This is a genomic window from Bradyrhizobium sp. 14AA (assembly GCF_054185205.1).
Genome location: NZ_JAVAYM010000003.1, coordinates 205,740 through 225,905 on the forward strand (window position 1 = coordinate 205,740; position 20,166 = coordinate 225,905).

The window sequence follows — 20,166 nt, forward strand, 5'->3', positions numbered from 1 at the left end:
GAAGCCAAACGAAGTTCAGAACACATCGGGCCGCTTTTTCCAGTCGTCCCATCGCGTCGTTGGATCATCGGGAAATCGTTTCAGGGTTCGCTTCTCGCCTGAAGCCTTTAACCGTTTATTGCCGGCCCACGCACTTCCCCCGCCGGCGCGAACCCCCGCGTAGATTGTGTTGATGGTCGCGGCATCGATCTTAAAGTCCTGCATCGCAAATTTTAAAGTCATATCCGATGTGTCTTTGGACCGATCCTGCTCCCAATAGAGCCAATCATGGATTACCGCCGCATAGGCGTATATCCCGTCCGGCCGAAGGAGCGACCAGAAGGCACGCGGGATGCTGGCGAAGTCCGTCACAAAACCGACCGGTACGGTCACCGCCTTGTACTGTTCCTGTCCCGGGTTCGGCTTCCAGCTTATAGGCTTCGTTATGAAATAGGTCGGATCGGCAAAGCGCCCGAGGTACAACGCGCCTTCGACTGCTCGCGCATCGTTGATCCATTTGTCCATCCACTCTGCGGGAGTAGGAATGGGCTGTCGCTTCGGTTTGGCGGCCAGCACAGGACCACTCAGAAAAGTGGCGCCCCCCAGTAATGCCGATTGAGTTAAAAACTTACGGCGATCAAAACTATCCATGCTGCAACTCCAGAAAGAAAATTCAGTTATTAGAGTGTGGATGAAATACCGAACCGGGCTCGAAGAACCCTGCTGTTCGAGTGGTAAGCATGCAATTCTGATTTGTAATCAAGGAAGATGCTTGTTTCAAGCGCCTACGAGGTCTGACGGCCCGAAAGCGGACTCCGACCACCTTTCGGAACGCCCGACGTTGTTGCTGGGTTTCAATAGTGACGCGGAGGCTCAAAGAGAGTCGATGCGGAGACTGAAGTAAATATCGCAGATTTGCGTGGTCTACATTGCCAACACCAGCAAGCGGCGATGGGTCTGCTTAGACGGCTTTGCCGGCGATTAGCCCTTACCGCCCAGCTATTCGCTCGAGGATCTCCTAGGCGCGCGCGCCCTTTCTAGCAACCGTGGCAATGTGCGCGGTCCTCCTATCGTGGAGGGACAGCGGGGATCGATGGCGGAAAAGAAGAAGGCCGGTAGGCCAGGACGGCAGCCGCCGCCGGCGTCAAGAAGCAGCGCCTCACGTCGATGGATTCCCGAGATCATCACGAGGATCAAGTCGGCGGCCGCGCTGCGCGAACGATGGCCTCGCTGGTGATGGAGCAGGCCGCTGCCGAATGGCTCGAGCGGCATCAAGACGGCATGAAGTGAAGAGAGCCTAGTTGTCGCTCTCCATCGCTTCCAACTCGGCTGCGATGCGGCGCGCGTTTCTCACCCAGACGGGTACGTCGGCCAAGCGTTCGTCGTGCCGCCTGATCGCGGCCAGAAGCCTCATTTCGTCCAACAGGTAGAAAAGCAACGCCCTGCGCACGGTCACGGTCTTCATGCCGTCGCGCATGCCGAACTCCTTGGCGGTCGTCATCTTTTACGGGATGACCGACGAGCGAGTCGTTCTAACGGTACGCTATGCAATGCTGTTCTATGTCTTAAAACGTCTCGGACTTTTAGGAGACGCAAGTCAGTTGGATCCTCGTAGCCAACATATCGTCGCGCTGAATGCCGTGGAGACCGCCGAGGCGCTAAAGCGGGCCGAGATCGAGCTTGATCAAATCGACTGGGCGCCAAGAATTGCGGGGGCGCTTGAATCTCCAAGACCCGCCGCGGCTCCTAAGGCGGACGACCGCTCGAAGTGATTGATCATCTTCATTGTTTTCGCTTTTGTCTTGACGGCAAGTCCAGGTTGCAATGATATCGCTGGCCAGTGCTCGGGCAGTGCCGACAGGTCGGGTTGACGCGGTTCCCCTTCACCGATCGCGCTCATTGATTTCGGAAATTTGGGGTTCCCCAGTTCTCTGCCACGCCGGGGAGGGTTGAACTGAAGTTCAGTTGTCAGTCGAAGACGGAAATGTAGTTTCCGCGAATATCAATTTGGGGGCAGAGTTGAGTTTCTTCGGTTCATCGTTGCTTTGGCGTGGCTGGTTCCGCATTGCGCTCTTTTGGAGCGCTTTCGCGGCTGCTCTCTTAGTATTGGCCCGGGTTGCGCCTTTCTCGGAATGGAGTCACGTCCTCGAAGTATTCCGTGAAGTCGCAAATGGCGATACCGTCTTCGGCCAAAGTCACGGGTCCAGTATCGCGGACCCAGATGTCTTCGTACTCCATGGGCAGAACGGTCACCCCTGGATGCAGTAAGTGGGTTGTGATGGGATTGAGGCCCTTTGCAAAGCCAATTCTGACTTGCCCAAATCGAGCAATGACATTCACAAGATCTGCTACAGCCTTTTGGCCATAGCGCGCCGAAGAGCGCCAGTTATCAGATCGATAAGGCCAGAGTAGATAGGTATGGCTGTGGCGTTCGAACTCAGCGGGCAATCGTAGCATGGAAAAGGCTCAGCCTAACCTTCTTTGAAAATAAAAGTCGAAATCGTTTTCAGAAGCCATGATCGCTAAGCCAACGTCAGGTTTATAAACGAAAGCGCCTTTGCTGCCAACAGTGATCTTGAACAGACGAGCTGCACATGACGGGAGGCCGTGCTACCGCCCTCTACAGAGAGGGCTGAAGCTTCGCAGGCTCAACCCCAATCCCGGTCTGTACGCTGAACAGCGTCGCCACGTCCGTCGCCAGGGACATGTAATCGTCATACGCCGTCTGACTGGCCGGTACGACCGCCGCATGAAGACCTGCTGGTAGAACACCGGCATTCGCGGTGATGGCCGTTGCCCGGAATTTCTTCTCTGCCTGCCGCAGATCATCGATGGATTTGTTGAGGTCGGCCATCGAAGTCGGTGTCACCATCTTGCCGCCGATGTAGACCACCTGGCTAAGCCCGAGGATGCCAAGGAGGGTCTGCGGAATCTCAAAGGAAGAGAGCTGGGTGACACCGCCGATGATGAGCGCACCGGCCACGACCAGGCTGAAGATGAAGCTCTGATAGCGATAGACGTCGAACTCTCCATCGGTCGTGAACAGATCCCGCCAATGAGCATCAATGTTGTTTGGATTGAAGGTCGACGACAGCCATTGCTTGCGCAGGAGCCACGCCTTGTTCTCGGGCGTGATAGTCGTCCGCGAGTTATCCGCGCCCTTGGCAACGGTCGATCCGATGCCTGTGATACCGAGGAGCAAGAGGACGGTACTCGATATATCGGTTAAAACACCGGTTCGTAAAAGGAAATAGGTGATCAGTCCGAAGACGATCAAGGAGAACATGATGATCTGGAGCTTGCCGAGGCTCGCCCGTCCGTCCGAGCCAGCGCTCATGGCGATGGGATCGAGATATCCAAACCAACGCGGAGGTCTGCTCGTCCGGAAAGCGAATGCGGCGATAAGATAGCCCAGGATGACGCTCAGCCAGGCCACTCCGGAGCTGTAGATGCCCGGACTGACCCTGACAGTCGTCTCGGAGACTTGAAAAGGAGAGCCGCCCTGGCATGTAAAGATGTAGAGTTGGGCTTGCCTCCATGGCGCATCGACAACATCGGGAAGGCGGAGATTGAGGATTGTCCGGTCCTTCTTCATCAGGCCCTTCTTGATGATGGGGTCCGTATCGGCCGCCTGGCGCGCCTTGACGTCGGGCCTGTCGAGGATCACTGGCGTCGGAGTTCCAACGTCGACGGCCCCGAAGTAGTGTTCGGCGTCCGAGAACGGCTCGTCCAGACCGACATCAACGTTTCCACCCGTCGGGAGCAGGAACGTGTCCATGATGATGCGGCCGCCGATCTGCCGCCGCCTATTGAGGAGCTCAGAGCTCGCGTCCTCCTCCGTGATGCAGACGTCGCGCGGGTCGTATTTCTTCTTCGCGGGCGCGGCGGGCTGCCCAGGTGCAGCGGGAGTGGGAGGCTTCTCGGCTTCCGCAGGCACAGGGGCTGCCTGCGGAGCGGGACCTTGGGCATGTGCACCGAAGCTCATGAGCGTTGCGAAGGCCAGCGTCGCCAAATTCAAACGCAACCGCATATTTCGTCTCCTACCCCTGAAATCGGCGCAAAAAATGCCGGAAGCTGAAGTGTCGCCTATGGCACGTGTACGGTTTCGATCAGATGCGGCTTCAAGCCATTCTTGGCGATGAACACCGGCTCGTACGGGTTGTTGCGGGCGGCCGGACAGTTCGGATTGGCAGCCCAGTCATCGCGATGGGGGATGTCGTCCAGTCCGACCGCGTAGACATCGACATGGTCGCCGTCGATGCGGAGCCGCAGGAAATTGTTATACCGGCCAAGGCGCAACGCGCTGAAGGCATCGTTGCGGTTCATGCGCATCCACCGGCAGGTGATCAGGAGATTGATCCCAAAGAGCGTGCTGCCGATAAGAAAGCCCACCGATCCCATCTCGATGAGTAGTCGTATCAGCCGGGCCCAGACGTCGAACCATCGGCTGGGAAAGAGCGGGTTTGCATCGTTGCAAAGCTTGAAGAGGCGTCCTGCCGAGATGACCGTGACCGCCTGCGCCAAGGCGTGAGCCGCGCTGCTGATGAGCACTCCCCATCCGCGCGACTTTTCCTGGTTTATGGTGTAGCCTATGATCGCCCAGGCGAAGATGCCGGTGATGATGATGTAGACGTCCCATTCGTCACGAAGGGAGATGGCAATCCCGCAAAGCGAGTAGACGGCTCCCATCGACAATGAGAAATCCCAGTTCGTGAAGGCGAAGAACAGGTTTCGCCAGACCAGCGACCGGCAGATGTCCATGGAGGGATAGCAAGCCGGGGCTGGCTGCTTGTTTGGCTGTGCCGGCGGTATCTGGCCGAGCTGCAGATTCTTCTTCGTCGTCAGCCACTTGAGCGACACGCTCTGCTCGAGGTGATGGGTCGGATGCAGGAACGCCCCACCACCGCCCGAGGTGATGAACTGGGTATCGGCCGACGCGTACCGGCTGTAGTGGTGGGTGTCACCCGAAAGAAGAATGGGAACGGTGTGTCCCTTGAATGTGCCATCCGGCTTCCTGGCCTCGACCGCAAGGCCTACCGCAAAGTCTGTGATCTCCCATGATTTGCTATTGGTGTCGGTGTAGAGCCATCCCGGCTCGGCGCTGCACATGATGATCTTGGAGTTGTCGGGCATGCTGGCCGCCACCTGGCTGAAATAGTCGGCTTGGGGCTGGTCCATGGTATCGGCGAGCTGGATGTCGGTAGCCCAAAGCCACCAGGTGTCGGTCATTTGGATCGCGAAGTAGCTGCGCCGTTGCTGGCTGCGCCAACTCCCGAGGTGCCAGTGTTTTTCCCGGCAGAAGAACGCGAGGAACAGATCAAGGCCATCGTACCAGTCGTGATTGCCGGGGATGGCGAATACTGGAACGCCGTCACCCGAGTGGCGATCATGGTCGGGGGAGGCCCAGGCATAGGGTTGCCGGAGTTGATTGGTGTAGGCTTGTCGGCTTGCCTTCGGATAGACCTCGTCGCCGCCCATCACGAGGAGCTGGCCGCGCGGAAGCGTCTGGCCGTCGACAACGAGATCCTTCTGGCCCAGCAGGGTTGCCATTGCGTAGGTGCTATCGAAACCATCGCCAAGGTCGGCGACGAAATCGAACCAGACCACGCCCCCGTGGTCCGATGCGAGCTTTGCCTTGAGCGCGGTCGCGCGCTTCATGTGTTCCTCGACAGTGACGGTATCGAGGGCCGCAATCGTCAGGCGGCGATCGGCGTAACGGCCAAAGATAGATGACAGGATCACGTTATTCAGAAGCGCGAGCAGAAGGCGGGGGCTAAACCAGTGCGCCATGCGCGGAAAGCGGGCGTAATCATCCAGCGGCTGCACGGCCATGCGAAATCCCCCAGTGTCAAATAAATTAAATCAATTGGTTGAGCGTATCATCCACATCCGGCAATGCAACCAGTGATAGCGCCACCATCCAGAGAGACCCTGCCTCTGCAGAGCTTGTCGCTGTCGGGCATCTGGTGCTCTGCCGGCGGCTTCCCAAAAGCGCACTGGAAAAAATCGGCAGCACCGTCCGTGCAAGCTGCGTTTGCAATCCCCGGCATGAAGATCAACAAAAACAACGCAAACAGGAGTTTCATTTAGTCCTCCATCCAAAAAAAACAGTTATCCAGAAATGCATGGCGATTCGTCAGCGGTCACGGTCCCGATCCGGTTCTCGCGACCATTCGTCCCGGTTGAGTGGCATCAACCAGTCGAGACGATCCTCCATTTCCCGATGTGACTTCGACGGCGCCGCCGCTTGCGCCGTGCCCAGCCAATCGAGCCGGCTCTCGTGCGGGGCCAAATGGTAGCCGCGCGCCTCGGTATCGGACACGGGCAGGGCATTCTGCCGCTCGACCGCGTCGCGGGCGTCTTCACGCTCGGCCGTGTGTTCGGGCGTGGCGTGGCGGCAATCTTAGAGAGTGGCCGTTCATACTCCTCGACCAGGCGCTGCTCCACTTCCGCGAGTTCACGCGGCGAGATGGACCGCCCGTCCGGATCGGGCAGCGGCTCCAACGAAACGTGCTCGGTTCCCTCCAGCCGGACCTGAGTCAGCTGCGCGTCGATCTCCCGCAACGACTTCTCCATGTTGGTCCAGTCGAGGAGCGGGTGATTGGTATCAAGGGCTTCGGCACGCATCCGCTCGACCATGGCGCCGTGAAGTTCACGCCAATGGGGCAGGGCGTTCTTCAGGGGCGCTTCCCGGACGGCAGCTCCTCGTCCGATCTCCTCGGTCAGCTTATGGAGCACCTTGGAGCTCCTCGCCCCACGTGCGCTTGTCGACCTCATGCCAGAACGTCTTCCACTCGCGCGCTTCATGGTCGCTCAGCCCGGGTACAGGGTCACGGCGCTCGGGCGGCCAGTCCGCCCGCGCCGTGAGCAAAGCGAAGCGCTCGCGGACGCCGCGCTCGGCGAGAAGCTCGCGCCGGGCCTCAAGCATGTCGTGATTCATTTTTTCCCCCATCGTCGCGCCCGGCGCAGTGCCGGGTCGGGTCCTTGGTGCTTGGTCGGTGTGGTGTCGATGCCGCGGCCGGCGTTGCTGCGTGCGTCGATCTCGACCTCGGCGCCCGCCTTGCCCAGGGCGGCGTTCGCGATCTTCGCCCAGGTCTCGCGCGCCTCGCTCACGACGGCGACGCCATCGGCGTCGCGCAGCTTCAGCTTGAACCGGTCCGCGCCGACGGCGCGGGTGGTGAGCATCAGGTGGGCGTGCGGATCGTTGCCCTTGCCGTCCTCGTGGATGGCGGCATCGACGATGTGACCCAAGGTCACATAGGTGTCGGCCATCTCGCGCGCGACCTCGATCCAGATCGCGCGGTCCAACTCACGCGGCAGGGCGAACTCGATCTCCTTGGCGAGGCAGGCGTCCTTGCGCTTCTCAGCAGCCTCGACCGCGTTCCAGAGTCTGGCCCGGTCCGGCATCCAGGCCGTGGCGTCGGCCGGCAGCCTGATCTCGGTGAACACCACGTCGCGGCGGCCGCCGAACGCGCTGTCCTTTTCCTCAGCCTCGTTCGGAAGAGTCTCGCCCGCCCTGTATGCCGACGACGCAACGGCCGATCGGCCGTCGCGTCTGCTGATGTTTTTGACGTGCAGGTGGTAGATGGCCACGGACGCGTCACCCGATGCGGTTGAAGCGCGCCCATCTTGGGGCGCGCCGGGGTCCAGGGGTCTCCCCTGGCGCAGTCGCCGGTTTTCCCCAACGCGGGTCCGCGTTGGTCGGAAAACCGAGCGACGCGTCGCCGCCGCTCCTAAAATACAATGCGTACATGGTGGTGGCGATGCGTAAGTGCACTGTTCTTTGCCGAAAAACTGCAAGATATTGGCACACTTCATGGTTGTGCGACCAAAGGGGTGTGGCTAGGCTCGCTCCCGGGTTGTGGGGGATGGCGTTGAGTAAACCGTTCGATCTCTCTCTCGGGAGCTGAATATCCTGAGGTCAGCCGGCCCGTGGGCCCGTCGGACGGTTAAGGCCGGCCGCTACCTCAAGGCGGGCCTCGTCCGCCGCCAGATCGAGCAGGAGTACGCGCTGAGACTACCGAGGCGGTCGCCGCGGCGATTGCGTCCGGCCGCAGCTACCAAGCCATCCTCGAACGGGCCAGCAAGCGGAAGGCGGAGACCGCCGAGCGTGAGAGGCTCCTGGTCGAGCCCCCGCCGCTACACGGGTCGGCAGCCTAGGCGACCGGCGAAGGACCTGCCGCGCTTCCTCAGGAGACGCGACCAGTTCGACGACCCGTCGTCGATCCTGCTCGGCACCTTTCTTGAGGAGGGCGCATCGGATCCAGCGGGCTTCGTTCATTGGGACGGTGATGGTCACCTGCTGACCCTCGCACCGCAAATCCGTTACGACAATAATCCCGAACCTGCTCCGCTACCGGGGCAGCGTTGTCGTGTTCGACCCGAAGGGTGAACTCTACAAGGAGACGTCCGCCTGGCGCGCAAAGAATGTCGGGCCGGTCTACCGGATCGCGCCGTTCGATGACGGCGCCGATCCAGCCACCCACCATTTTTCCAGACACGGGTTCAACCCGTTAGCGAGCATCCGCTCGCAGCATCAGGCGCGCGGACTCGCGCAGCTGATGTTTTCGCGCGACCTCAACGGCCAGGAATTCTTCAACGACGACGCCGTGGGCCTCCTCAGGGGGGCATTCTCTGGATTCTGGATTCAGCGCCTGAGCACCTCAGCGAAGATTTTCACCAACGGCGCCTGTCGGATCGCGAACGTCACCCCGTGCGCGCGGGCACCACATCATAAACCGGGAAGACGCCATTAAGCGGAAAGTCGTGGTATCCGAATCGCGGGATAGGCAGCACTATGCGGCGTTTCACCCAGGGATTGGGTATTTCAGTTGGGTCGCGACGACGGTTTTAAAGGTCGTCGATAAAGACGGATTTTCAGAAGATGTTTGCAGACGGTAGCCGCACTGCAAGCTGGTTCCCCATTGTCGCCCTCGAAGGACCGAGCGGAATCGGGAAGTCCACGCTGCTTCACTTGATCTCGGACCATCTGATCCGAGACGGGATCAGATTTGAGCAGTGCAGCAACAACGATAGCGGCCGTTGGAGTACGGTCATCCGGGAGCTTGCCAGTGCGCCTAACAGGCCTTTGACCCTGGCGCTGGCGACGGCTGCAGCCCGCGGTGAGCTGAGAGAAGGGGCGCTGCGGCCGCAGCTTTGCGATCGCTTCGTCATCTCGACACTTGTTTATCAGCGTTTCGCCGGCCTGCCCTTGGAGTACCTTTACGCAACAAATCGCCCTTTGCTGGCAGCATCAGTGACCTTCGTCTTGCGCCTTGATGCAGAGGCACTGCTTGCGCGGCGCGGCAGCCGAGCGCGCAAGCCGGATTGGTTTAAGCAACGGCTCGGGGGTGGCGAGGAAGTCGAACTCTACGATCAGGCTGCGGCGTTGCTGACGGCGAACGGTCATGACGTGCGGATGAAGGATGCATCGTCCGACGAAGCGACTTTGGCGGCACAGCTTGCCGCCGAGATCGCGCCGATTTTCCAGAGGAACGGCGCGTCATGACGGGCGGGCCGGCGATTGAGAGCGGCCTCGACCTCGTCCTCGTGAACTCCCCCTTAAGGGATTACGATCAGTCGGTGCGGCGAAACGACTTCACGCTGCCGACCCTCGGGCTCGCTTATATTGCGACCTGTGCCAGCCAGAACGGCTTCTCGGTTCGGGTGCTAGATGCCGAAGCACGGGGCCTTGGTCTTTCGCAGGTTGCCGCCTTGCTCAACGAAGCGAGCCCACGCTGGGTCGGTCTGAACCTGCTGGCGCCGACCTACGCGCATAGCGTCCGGCTACTGCATCTGCTCGATCCGTCCATATCGGTGATGTTGGGTGGCCACCAGGCCAAAGCAATGCCACGCGCCATACTCGAGGACCCGCGTATTCCTCGAATTGACGCGCTTGTGCTTGGCGAAGCCGAGACGAGGGTGCCCATTCTTCTCGCGGATGTGAAGTCCCGGACGGAGCTGCCAAGCGTTTTTTGGCGGGACGGTCGAACGCCGGTGATGCCAGTGATACGCAGCAAAGACCGGCTTCTGCTGGCGCCCGACGTCAACACAATGCCGTTGTTGGACAGGAGCCATTTGGACAAGGATCCCTACTGGGATAACGGAGTTCTGGAATCGGCGATGGTCGCGTCGCGCGGATGCCCCTTCGACTGCTCGTTTTGCGGCGCAGCCGTAAGCAGCAATCCCGACGTGACCGTCCGGATGCGAATGCCGGAGCGCATCATGGAGGAAATCCTCGATCTCAAGACGCGGTTCGGGGTGCAGAGGGTCAGGTTCGTCGATGACCTGTTCTTGGCGAACCAGCGCCTCATGCGAATGACGCTTAAGGCTTTTGTCGACGCTCGTCTGGACATGAGGTGGGACGCAACGGGACGGATCAACGTGCTGGCGGGAGCGCGAGACGAACTCTTCGATCTCATGGTGAGCGCGGGCTGCCGCGAAGTCGCCCTCGGCATTGAGAGTGGAAGCGATCGCGTCCTCGGGTACGTGGACAAGAAGATCACGGTGGCCCAGACCGTGCGGACCGTGACAAGACTTTGCCGGGTGGGGATCGATGTTAAAGGTTATTTCATTCTTGGACTGCCTACTGAGACGCGCGACGAGCATCAGGCGACCCTGGGCCTGATCAGGCGCCTGTGGGACCTGACGGACGGGATGCCGGGGCGTTTCCGTTGCAGTGTCTTCGAGTACAGGCCTTATCCGGGGACACCGGACTGGCAGCGGCTGGTTGATGCTGGTCACTCACCGAGAGCCATGTTGGACTACTCGGACCGGATGGATGACGCAGACTTTCCGCCGGATCGGGCTGAGTTCAACTTTTCGACCGGTTTACAGTTTGGCGAAGTGCCGGTCGATATCATTCGCCACAGTTTGGCGATGATCATGCGGGAGCAGCGATTGCGATGAAACGGGCGACGATTTTGTTCTTGGGACCGTGCCGCAAGTTCGATCCCGCGACGTCCAAGCCCTTTCCCGCATTCTCTCCGAATTCTCGCTCGGGCAAGTTTCTGCGAAACGCGATTGACGCGACCGCCGCGTCCGACGATGTCATTCTGCGCTTTGACAACGTCATCCCCCGCGCACTTTTCGACAAGGAGGGTCGTGAACGCTACCCGAGTTGCGGCGAGCTCGTGGAGGAACTAGAGGTACATGCCTTGTGGCGTCTGGGCAGTTCTGATGTGGTGATCGGACTGAGCTCGATCGTCGGCGAGGCTCTCCAGAAGGTCCAGAGCGCGCGTCTCGAAGCCGGCCGTCGCCCAGGACCGACACTGGTCCGGCTGGAGCATCCGTCCTTCATAATGCGCCGGCCTATCCATGAGCGAACGGACTATGTCCGAAGGTTGCGAGAATGCATTCATTCGGCGGTTGATGCGGCGATCAATCCGAGAGCCGCTGCGCTGGCCGTCGGCTGAGCCTGCCGCATAGACTGCGTCGGTTTCGGATCGTTTTTGTCACCAAAGAACTGGATCCAGCCTCACCTGCGCTACTCTGTTGCTTCCGAAAAGATTTCAGCTTGGGATTTGCGCCTGAGCCACCGTTCCTCACCGTAGCGGCCGCGATAAATTGCACCCCTCAGCGCTTCTGCATTCGGCAGGCCAGTATCCGCGGCGATCGCTGCCTGCACTTGAAGTTCCAGCCAATTCGACCACAGCGTCATGTTCTGCTTCTTCTTTTGGAGTATCGGATCCAAAGCGTAGCGCTCAGCCATAACGTCGCGAGGCGGAGCAGCTTCAGAGTGATCCAGGATCAGCTTAACAGTCGCTGACCGACAGCCCGACGAGCTTTACTTCAATTTTCTAGCCGGCCGTGAAGGCGACTTCATGGAAGCGGTCATGGAAGATCTTAAGGCTGGGCCATGTCCGAGGAGGACTAGCAGTTCGTGGGCTATTACAAGGCGCGGCCATTCAACCGCAAGCTTGTTATCGAGCGCATTAAGAAGACCAAACTGGAGGCCGAACTTCAGGAACAAGCCATAAACGCTGTGCGCGGACTTCGCGATGGGCCGAAGTCCGATGCTGCGCAAAGCTCCTGAGCGGCAGGCGGTTATCACGAGTTTCTGTCGCAATCCCTGCAATCCGCCCACAGCCCCGCGCGCGAAACCGTGCGATGAGCGGCTAGCCAAGCCTGAAGTCGAACCGATTCCGCTTGGTCCGTGCGTTGTTCCCAAGGCGCGTCGGCTCTTGGTCAGTTCTCATCAGACATTATGGCCGCCTCGAAGCGCTGACGCGTGGAAACTGCGAGCCGGCCGAGTCCAAAGTGCTCCTGCATGCCGCGGATCAGGTCTTCATCCTCCTCAAGGCCCTGGGCACGAAGAACATCGCCAAGGCCCGCCAATTCGGGCAGCGGAACGTCGCCGTGCTCGCGACCGCCGCCGCGGTAGGGCGACTTAGCGCTGGGCGCCGTGTTTTGCGGCCAAATGATCTCTCGATCGCCGTCTCGGCTAGTGGGGAAGCGTTCTCGACCAAGCGCTGCCCGGATGATTCGCTGCACCGTTTCGCCCGAACGTTGGAAGCCGTGTGCGCGTGCGACGCGGTCGATTAAAACGTCGAAATAGATCGGTCCTTCGATTTCGATCACATGGTCAATCATGTTGCGGAGAGTGCCCCGGTAGCCAACGTCGTAGAAGCGCTCTCGGTCGGGGGCCACGACGGTGCTGGGGTCAGCTTTTGTGTACATCCTCGGCATTGCGGCAGGGTCGGCGGCAGCCGACTCTGGTCCGCGCGCGTAGATCCTCGGCTCCTCGTCAGGCTCGCTGTCGTTTACGGGAGCAGGGAGAAGCGGCTGCGAGTACGGAGGATCGTTCTCGACGGCAAGAGCCGGATCCGCCTGCTCGTCAGAAGGTGCAACCTCCGCTGTTTCCTCGGCATCCTGAGCACTGACCGACATCTCCCCCATGAAAGGAGGCGCACCAATATCGATGGTCTCTTCCGGGGAGGTGGCAGATGGGCGTGACGCGCGGTCCGCTTGGAGATCGGCTGTCAACCGCGTATGGATCTTTCCTGCGGCCGAGGAGCTGTCCATCCACCATTCGGTGCTCCAGATGCGCAAAATACGCCAACCGAGGTCCGTCAGGACCATCTCGCGGAGGCGGTCGCGATCGCGGGCGGTAGCCGAGCGGTGATAGGTGGCGCCATCGCATTCGATGCCAGCGAGATAGCGGCCCGGTAAGTCCGGGTGCACGACGCCGAGGTCGACTCGGAAGAACGAAACGCCTACTTGCGGATGGACTTCCCACCCCCGCTTTTGCAGCGCGTCCATCACGGCATCCTCAAACGGCGAATCCGTCCCGCGACCGGTCGGCGAGAACGCCTCGGCGATGGCGCGTGCGCCGTGCTCGGCGAATTCCAGAAAGTGCTTGAAGTCGACCACGCCTTTGGCCCTGGTGCGCCCTAGGTCGATCTGCTCGGGACGAAGAGTCGCGAACACCAGAAGCTCGCTGCGTGCACGGGTGATTGCGACATTGAGTCGGCGGTGGCCGCCCTCGCCATTGAGCGAGGAGATTTGCGCGGTAACTCGGCCGGTCTTATCGGGACCGACGGCGACCGAAAAGATGATGACGTCACGCTCGTCGCCCTGCACGTTCTCGATGTTCTTGACGAGAATCGGCTCGCGAGCTTGGTTCTTGTCGAAATGGGGCTCCAGGGCGGGATCGCTGCGTCGGGCCTGATCGAGCATATTTTCGATCAGGCGCTGTTGGTCGCCGTTGAAAGTGACCACCCCGATCGATTTTGACGATGTCTTCAGGCGTCGGACAACCTCGGCGACGACCGCTTCGGCTTCCTTCCGGTTTACCTTGGCACCGCCGCGTTCGTAGATGCCGCCCTCGACATGCACGTAGCGAACCGCGGTGTCGCGGGTCACCGGTGACGGAAAGGTCATCAGTTCGCCGCGGTAGTATTTTGCGTTCGAGAACGCGATCAAGCTCTCGTGGCGGCTGCGGTAGTGCCACGAGAGCCGCATGCTCGGGATGTTCGAGGCGAGACATTCGTCCAGGATGCTCTGCTGACTCTGAACTGTTGAACCGTCGTCGTCCTCATCCTCGACGCCGCGCTGGCCGACACTGGTTGGCGGAAGCTGCTCAGGGTCGCCGACGATGATCACTTGGCTGCCGCGAGCGATGGCGCCGATGGCGTCCCAAACGGGAATTTGCGATGCTTCGTCAAAGATCACGACGTCGAACGGTTTCGCTTCCGCCGGAAGGTATTGCGCGATCGAAAGCGGGCTCATCATGATGCACGGCGCAAGCTGGGTCATGACGTTCGGGATCCGCCCGAAGAGCTGGCGCAGCGGTATGTTGCGTGCCTTCTTGTTGATCTCACGCGCTAGCGTCCCCCATTCCGGATCCTTGCCGAAATTGGTCTGTGTCGGCACGGAGGCGCCAATCCGCGCCTTGACGATCTGCCTGGCGAGCTCGCAGACCTTCTGGTCGGCGGCGACGAAGGCATCGATGAGAGCCTCATGCCTCTCGGCCAAGAACCCGCTCAGCACCTCGTCCTCGTTCACGATCGTCTCCGCGACCCAACGCGCGTAAGCAAAGTCAAACGCGCCGGCGAGCTCGTCGCGAGTAACTCGGCCGTCCTCGACGGCATCCACGAGCGGCGAAAGTCCGGCCGCGCGCGCAGTTTTTGCAGCCGCCCGCCATGTCGCCCATTGCGGAGCCTTGATAATGTTGGCCTTCCACCGTGCCGTGCGTTCCTGCAACTCGTTGATCCATCCGGGCTCCAGCTGGATGATCTCTTCAGGGCGATCGAGGCCGATATACATGCCAACATCCTTGGCCGCCTGATGCATGGCCGGGAAAGCCTGCTGCATGGTGTCAAACGCCCTGCGTACCTGACCCCCGGGACGAAAGCGTGAGACGTCCTGGGTGAGGAGGACGGTGATGTGTGCGGCTATCTGTTCTGGTGGCACGTCGTCGATCTCGAAGCCGTCGACGGCAGCTTGCAGGTCTGGAGCCCATTTGATGAGCGCTGCGATGCGCGCCGGGTCGCTATCCAATCCCCGCCACAACCGCTCGATACCGCGGAAATGCGGCCTCAGTGCTTCCAGTCCGCGAATCAGATCGCAAAGATCTTGCAAGACGATGAGGTCACGCCCGATCTCGTCTGGCACATCGCCGGGGCAGTACGGCTGCAGATGGACACGTATCTTTTTTCTGCGGCCGCCGCGCACCAGCATGTTGGATGCGCAAGCCTCGGTCCATTCCCGCTGCAGGACCGGTAGGTCGAGCAGCGCCGCCGCCTTGAGATCGTATTCGGCCGACAATTCGGACGCCTTGTCGCGGATGCGGCCAACCACGTCGGCCAGGGCGGTCAGCGCACGGATACGATGGTGAGCCTCTTCGCCAAACAGCAGCGCACCGTCTGCGGCGTCCGGGTTCAGCATCAGCGCAACCAACTTGATGAGTTGCGGCAACGAGCTGTCGTGGACCACCTCATTCAGTCCAAGGGAGGTGACGAGCGCGTCCGCCGCCTCGCGCATTTGCTGCAGCGTGTTCTGCAGCCGATCGATCGCCTGCTGCAAGGATTGCGCCCAGGCCGGATTCCAGCGCGTTTGCTCGATACCCTGCAACGGATGGACGGACGGGTCTCCGACCGCCTCCAATGCGGTGCGGATGTCCGCGCAGCTCTCACGCATCCTGGCGAGCTCCTCCGCCGAATGCACTGTTCCATCGGGCCATGCCAGTTCGATGTCGGCGAGGCGGTCGCGATCTGCGACCACGCGTCCGAAAGCCTCGTAGGCCGTCATGCCGTTCGCGCGCCTGCGGTGCAGCGCCGAGACCAGCCTGTTCAACTGATCGCGCTTCTTCTTCAGGTCGCCGGCGGCCGTCGACCAGTGCTCTTCGGTCACCAGATTGCGCTCGCGCCAGGCGGTCGCGAGTTGCTCCAGCACGCTGGACTTCTGGGCCTTGGTCGAGTGCACTTCGAGACAATAGTTGCCGAGTCCGATGGCCTGCATGCGCTGCCTGACGACTTCGAGCGCTGCAGTTTTCTGTGAGACGAACAGCACCGTCTTCTCGTGGGCAAGGCAGTTCGTGATGGCGTTGGCGATGGTCTGGCTCTTGCCGGTGCCGGGAGGGCCGAACAGAACGTAGTCCGCGCCCCGCTGGGCGGCGACCACGGCAGCGATCTGCGAAGAATCGGCCGAGAGCGGCGCGAACAGTTCAGCCGGCTCGACGATTTCGTCGATGGCTCTCGCGTCGATGAAGCCTGCTCCGGATCCCTCATAGCTGTGGGTCGGGGTATCGATCAGGTGGCGCACCACGGGATTGCGCTTGAGCAGATCGGTGCGGTCGACGAGGTCCTTCCACATCAGATACTTGGTGAAGGAGAGTGTCGAGAGCGTAACCTGCTCGGTGACCTCCCAGCCCTTGATGCTCTTGATGTGGCGGCGGACGGTCTTCCAGATCCCACCGACATCGATGCCCGAGGCGTCCTGCGGCAATTCCCCATCGAACTCCGGCATCGACAGATCGAAATCCTGCTTTAGCATCTGCAGGAGTGTCGGATTGAAGCGCGCTTCGTCTTCGTGCAGCGCGAGGCGGAAACCAGAGCGCACGCTTTTGCGCTCGAGCTGCACGGGTACCAGGATCAGCGGCGCTCTGTAGGGCCCGGCCCCGTCCTGCGGCGTCCATTTCAGGAAGCCGAGGCACAGATAGAGGATGTTCGCGCCCCCCTCCTCGAAGGCGAGTCGCGATGCCCGGTAGAGATCCGTGAGCCGGCTTTCCAGTTCGGTGTCGGCGACGTTCGTATGCAGATCGCCCCGTTTCATCGCGTCCAGGATGAAGTCCTTGCGTGCGTCGTCATTCTGGCGGTCGGCGAGCAGCGTCGTATCGCGCCCGTCGCTGCCGTCGAGCACCGTGGTCTTGCCCAGCAGTTTGAAGCGCTCGCCATCGGAGAGCCTGTCCTCGAGCAACGCGCAATCAGGGCAGTCGATTGCGACGGTCGATTTTGCATCCTTGAAATTGAGCAGCCGGTTCTTCAGCGAGAGGTCGAGAAGGTTGCGCTTCCAGATCTCGAGCCTGTCGAGGTTCTTTTCGGGGGCCGGCTCACGACGCTTGTCGAGATCCTCTTCGAAATGCGGAACTTCGCCAACTTCCTGCGCGATCGTCGCAGTCTCGGTGACGGGCCGGATTGCCGGTTCGGCCGAGCCCGACAGGTCGAGAGGACGGATCTTGGCACTTCGCGCCCGACGTACGTCGATGGCGAGTTCGAACGGCGAGGTGGCGTCCTCAGCAATCAATTTCTTGGCCGCTTCGACCGCCTGCCTGAAGCGCGCCGGGTGCGCACCCGTGAGCAGGGTTGTCTCAACCACGACCATTTCTTCCAGCTGTACGCGCTTGCGCAACATCTGGGGGTCGTCGATGACGAGGCCGGAGAAATCCTCGTCCACCAGCCAGATGCCGACAAATGCATGGCCGTCGGTGAGGGCAATGACGGGATTGAGGCCCGCTTGTTCGAGGCACGACGCGTACAGCAGCGTCAGATCGAGGCAGGTGCCGACCTTGCGTGAAAGAATTTCGCTAGGGCCACGGACCATCTGGCCAGAACGTTCGAAGCTTTTCGGCGGCAAGACGTAGGCGATCGAATGTGACACCAGCGCCGCCCAGATCGCCTCGGCGATCTCCCAGGCGCGAGCCTTGGTCCCCTTGCGGTAGCCATCCAGGGCCTCGTCGCGACCGGCGGATGCAAGTTTGTTCGAGGCTTCGCGCAGGATGACATCGATGCTGGGATCGGTCGGCCGGACGAAAGCCGCAAGCAGTTCCGGCGCTGAATTGACGCCGCCCCAGTGCGAGGGCGGTAGCAGATTGATTTCGATGGCGTGATCGCCAAGCACGGTCCCCGCCGCTTCGACGCGGATGCGAAGTTCGCCGCGCCGTGAGGCGTTGATGCCGGCGAGAAAGGCAGGATCAAGCTTCAGATCAAGACTGCGAATATGATGGACAGTTTGGTCAGCAATACGATCGATGCGCCAAACCCCGGGGGTGAGGAATGGTGGTTCCGACGTAAGATGGACCGCAACTCCCGTTAGATCGCTGCCCAGCGCGTTTTCGACCGCGAGATCCCGGATGATGGGCACGGCGTTCTGATAGAACGCGACGTTGACGTTATCAGCGGCGATGCAAGCGATTTTTACGGCTCCGCTCACCGTATTCTCTGATTGGATCCGCTCCAGCATGATTCGCCCTCAGAAAGCCCCATGCAACTCGTGCCCGCCCGGCACCTGACGTGCTTGAGAGCATCGCTGGTGCGGTCCGATCATGAGCTGTTTCGTGTATGGGAGGCGTCGGATATTCTACACGACGGATCAAATGGATAGGTCAAAAAACCCGATTGCATTATATCGCACAGCGATCTGGCCCCTACCGGCCGAATCCTCAAAACCAATGCCCCCACGCACTCTTTTGACGCGATTATAAGTCGATTGCTCGCCCAGTTCGAGCACATTTACAAGCTAATCTCTGGGAAGATCGAATAATGTTGGAGCTTGGATCGAGGGTGCCGGGAGCTTCAGCAGTCCGGAAGAAGCTGGCTCACGTATAAGTATCTCTCTATCCAAAAGCATAAGGTCACGATTGATACCGAGCTGGTGTGACGATCAAATCGATAGATATAAAGTAGGGTCTTCCGGGCTCCGGACTGGCCAGCCGCAGATAGGGATGAACCCTGCGAGACTGGCCGTCATTTCTCACCCCGCCTTGCGACCAGGGTCGCCCCCATTCTCCAACAGTGGCATGTCCAGACTTGGGATGTCCGGCATCGCCTTGCCGGCAATGGCCTGAAGATCTCCCACCATTCCGACGGTGGAGTCGATGACAGCCAATATCTGGGTTTCCCGCTTGGCCCACTGTCGGCCCAGGAATTTGCGTTCTTTGTCGAGATCTTCCCGCATGTCGTTGAACTTCTCGACCACGGCTTCCACGCGCTGCCTGAACTTTGTGCCTGTCAGATAGTGATAAACCTCCTCCATTTTGGTTTTCTGGCCCTGCTGGACGAGTCGCGAACCGCTGATGTCAATGAGCGCCTGACGGAGAGCAACGGCAACCGGCAGTGCACAGCGGGGGTGCGTCACCCACACGCCGTCGACGAGGTCGAAGTGCTCAACTTGCTTGGGAAGTGTTTGCGATACTATGAGAGCAACATCAGCCCCACACCGGCGTTGATCGTCCCGAAGCTTGCCGAGCCATCCGTCGCTCCAAGCTTTGGTACGCTTCGATTCCCAGAGAATAATGCCCGCCGGCTGTCCAAGCGACCCATTGACTTGCTGAATCACGTCAGCGCCAAGCTCACCTTTTCCCACTGGCTCGACCAGGTCGGTCGGAAAACGACCGCGCAGAAGCCCTTCGAGTTCAAGTTCCAGGACCTCGCCCTGTGACTGCTGCGATCCCTGCTCGGCCTTACGCTTCAGCTCCTCGATCGTTCGGGACATCGATTCAATCATCTGATCTTTCTCCGCGACCCGCAGCCGGGCCGCCTCGTCAGCCTCTTGCCTGGCCTTTATCTGTATCTGATCGACCGAGGCCTGGACCCGCTTCTCAACTGTTAAGTCCAACTCTCGCTTCTCCTCGTCGAGAGCCCGCTGCCTGCGCATGAGTTCAGCCTGTACCTGTTGCGCCTCAGCCAGCTTGACGTTGTTGGCCTCAAGCGCCAGCCGAAGCTCCGTCGCTTCATCTGTTCGCGCCTGCAACTCCGACGCCGCAGCGTCCCGGGCTTTCTTGGCTTCCGCGGCGACGAGCCGGCTGCGTTCGGTGGCCAATCTTTGCGTCACTTGGTCTTCGACCTGCTCGCGATCCTTTTCGAGCTGTTCGTGCTCCGCTCGGAGGGCTTCCGCTTTACGTGCGATTTCCGCATCCTTGTTGGCCAGCTGTTCCTGAAACTTCTGACGTGTTTCCGCAAGAAGGGGCGCGGCAAGCGATTCCGTCAACCGAATTTCGTGATTGCAATTCGGGCAATGAAGGGTCGGTTCATGTGCGGCACCAGCCGCGGTCGCGTTGAATGTCATGAACTCTCCCGTTCCGTGGCACCAAGCCACGACAGCCATGATCCGGCCAGCTTCGTTAGGCTTGCGATATGCCTTAGCGCTATTTCAACGCTCTGGTCGAACGCCGTCGGCATGTGCGGCGGCTTTTCCACTGAAACCAACCCGAAATGCGCTCGAAGCAGCTTTGACAGGCGAGGGTGCTTC

At 60.4% G+C, this 20,166-nt stretch carries 18 protein-coding genes and 1 pseudogene; 7 read left to right on the plus strand and 12 right to left on the minus strand.

Translation table 11 applies throughout. The features are described from left to right. Nucleotides 1-15: 15 nt before the first annotated feature. Nucleotides 16-630 (minus strand): DUF1353 domain-containing protein, encoded by a 615-nt coding sequence (locus RAD15_RS08675; RefSeq protein ID WP_458176382.1) that lies wholly within the window; start codon nucleotides 628-630, stop codon nucleotides 16-18. Nucleotides 631-1,146: 516 nt separating this feature from the next. Here RAD15_RS08675 and RAD15_RS08680 point away from each other — a divergent pair. Then, a complete protein-coding gene (locus tag RAD15_RS08680) occupies nucleotides 1,147-1,269 on the plus strand; it encodes a hypothetical protein (RefSeq protein WP_458176384.1) in 123 nt (40 codons plus the stop codon). 7 nt (nucleotides 1,270-1,276) lie between these two features. On the opposite strand, the gene RAD15_RS08685 is transcribed toward RAD15_RS08680, so the two are convergent. After that, the gene (locus RAD15_RS08685) at nucleotides 1,277-1,456 is read right to left on the minus strand and encodes a hypothetical protein (RefSeq protein WP_458176386.1); all 180 of its coding nucleotides are present in this window, start codon (nucleotides 1,454-1,456) and stop codon (nucleotides 1,277-1,279) included. A gap of 10 nt (nucleotides 1,457-1,466) precedes the next feature. On the opposite strand from RAD15_RS08685, the gene RAD15_RS08690 reads away from it, so the two are divergent. Then, on the plus strand, nucleotides 1,467-1,751 hold the full coding sequence (locus RAD15_RS08690; RefSeq protein WP_458176388.1) for a hypothetical protein: 285 nt from the start codon (nucleotides 1,467-1,469) through the stop codon (nucleotides 1,749-1,751). A gap of 328 nt (nucleotides 1,752-2,079) precedes the next feature. Here the strand turns inward: RAD15_RS08690 and RAD15_RS08695 are convergent, their stop codons facing one another. The 7 genes from RAD15_RS08695 to RAD15_RS08725 all read right to left on the minus strand — a co-directional run bounded on the left by RAD15_RS08695 (nucleotide 2,080) and on the right by RAD15_RS08725 (nucleotide 7,572). Beyond that, the gene (locus tag RAD15_RS08695; RefSeq protein ID WP_458176390.1) at nucleotides 2,080-2,436 is read right to left on the minus strand and encodes an agmatine deiminase family protein; all 357 of its coding nucleotides are present in this window, start codon (nucleotides 2,434-2,436) and stop codon (nucleotides 2,080-2,082) included. A 163-nt stretch (nucleotides 2,437-2,599) separates the two neighbouring features. Continuing rightward, nucleotides 2,600-4,009 (minus strand): hypothetical protein, encoded by a 1,410-nt coding sequence (locus RAD15_RS08700; protein ID WP_458176392.1) that lies wholly within the window; start codon nucleotides 4,007-4,009, stop codon nucleotides 2,600-2,602. Between the two features lie 56 nt (nucleotides 4,010-4,065). Beyond that, nucleotides 4,066-5,811 (minus strand): metallophosphoesterase, encoded by a 1,746-nt coding sequence (locus RAD15_RS08705; RefSeq protein WP_458176394.1) that lies wholly within the window; start codon nucleotides 5,809-5,811, stop codon nucleotides 4,066-4,068. Between the two features lie 47 nt (nucleotides 5,812-5,858). Then, nucleotides 5,859-6,065 (minus strand): hypothetical protein, encoded by a 207-nt coding sequence (locus RAD15_RS08710; RefSeq protein ID WP_458176396.1) that lies wholly within the window; start codon nucleotides 6,063-6,065, stop codon nucleotides 5,859-5,861. A 106-nt stretch (nucleotides 6,066-6,171) separates the two neighbouring features. Further along, nucleotides 6,172-6,717, minus strand: a complete 546-nt coding sequence (locus RAD15_RS08715) for a hypothetical protein (RefSeq protein ID WP_458176398.1) — start codon at nucleotides 6,715-6,717, stop codon at nucleotides 6,172-6,174. Then, on the minus strand, nucleotides 6,707-6,919 hold the full coding sequence (locus RAD15_RS08720; RefSeq protein ID WP_458176400.1) for a hypothetical protein: 213 nt from the start codon (nucleotides 6,917-6,919) through the stop codon (nucleotides 6,707-6,709). Before RAD15_RS08720 ends, RAD15_RS08715 begins: the two co-directional genes overlap by 11 nt. Beyond that, nucleotides 6,916-7,572: a MobA/MobL family protein gene (locus RAD15_RS08725; protein ID WP_458176402.1), complete on the minus strand. Its 657-nt coding sequence runs from the start codon at nucleotides 7,570-7,572 to the stop codon at nucleotides 6,916-6,918. Before RAD15_RS08725 ends, RAD15_RS08720 begins: the two co-directional genes overlap by 4 nt. 737 nt (nucleotides 7,573-8,309) lie before the next feature. Here RAD15_RS08725 and RAD15_RS08730 point away from each other — a divergent pair. From RAD15_RS08730 to RAD15_RS08745, 4 genes and pseudogenes are all read left to right on the plus strand, one after another. Then, nucleotides 8,310-8,735, plus strand: a pseudogene (locus RAD15_RS08730) (type IV secretory system conjugative DNA transfer family protein); the annotation flags it as partial. A 128-nt stretch (nucleotides 8,736-8,863) separates the two neighbouring features. Continuing rightward, the gene (locus RAD15_RS08735) at nucleotides 8,864-9,487 is read left to right on the plus strand and encodes a dTMP kinase (RefSeq protein ID WP_458176404.1); all 624 of its coding nucleotides are present in this window, start codon (nucleotides 8,864-8,866) and stop codon (nucleotides 9,485-9,487) included. Continuing rightward, complete coding sequence (locus RAD15_RS08740) at nucleotides 9,484-10,887, plus strand: B12-binding domain-containing radical SAM protein (RefSeq protein WP_458176406.1); 1,404 nt, start codon at nucleotides 9,484-9,486, stop codon at nucleotides 10,885-10,887. The genes RAD15_RS08735 and RAD15_RS08740 overlap by 4 nt, the downstream gene beginning before the upstream one ends. After that, nucleotides 10,884-11,393 carry a hypothetical protein gene (locus RAD15_RS08745; protein WP_458176408.1) on the plus strand — a complete coding sequence of 170 codons (510 nt, stop codon included), beginning with the start codon at nucleotides 10,884-10,886 and terminating at the stop codon, nucleotides 11,391-11,393. Before RAD15_RS08740 ends, RAD15_RS08745 begins: the two co-directional genes overlap by 4 nt. A 71-nt stretch (nucleotides 11,394-11,464) precedes the next feature. Here the strand turns inward: RAD15_RS08745 and RAD15_RS08750 are convergent, their stop codons facing one another. Next, complete coding sequence (locus RAD15_RS08750) at nucleotides 11,465-11,689, minus strand: hypothetical protein (protein ID WP_458176410.1); 225 nt, start codon at nucleotides 11,687-11,689, stop codon at nucleotides 11,465-11,467. A gap of 171 nt (nucleotides 11,690-11,860) precedes the next feature. On the opposite strand from RAD15_RS08750, the gene RAD15_RS08755 reads away from it, so the two are divergent. Continuing rightward, nucleotides 11,861-12,013 (plus strand): hypothetical protein, encoded by a 153-nt coding sequence (locus tag RAD15_RS08755; protein WP_458176412.1) that lies wholly within the window; start codon nucleotides 11,861-11,863, stop codon nucleotides 12,011-12,013. Between the two features lie 152 nt (nucleotides 12,014-12,165). Here the strand turns inward: RAD15_RS08755 and RAD15_RS08760 are convergent, their stop codons facing one another. After that, on the minus strand, nucleotides 12,166-18,159 hold the full coding sequence (locus RAD15_RS08760; protein WP_458176414.1) for a DUF3320 domain-containing protein: 5,994 nt from the start codon (nucleotides 18,157-18,159) through the stop codon (nucleotides 12,166-12,168). A 510-nt stretch (nucleotides 18,160-18,669) separates the two neighbouring features. Then, nucleotides 18,670-19,983 (minus strand): DUF2130 domain-containing protein, encoded by a 1,314-nt coding sequence (locus tag RAD15_RS08765; protein WP_458176416.1) that lies wholly within the window; start codon nucleotides 19,981-19,983, stop codon nucleotides 18,670-18,672. Nucleotides 19,984-20,166 lie beyond the last annotated feature (183 nt).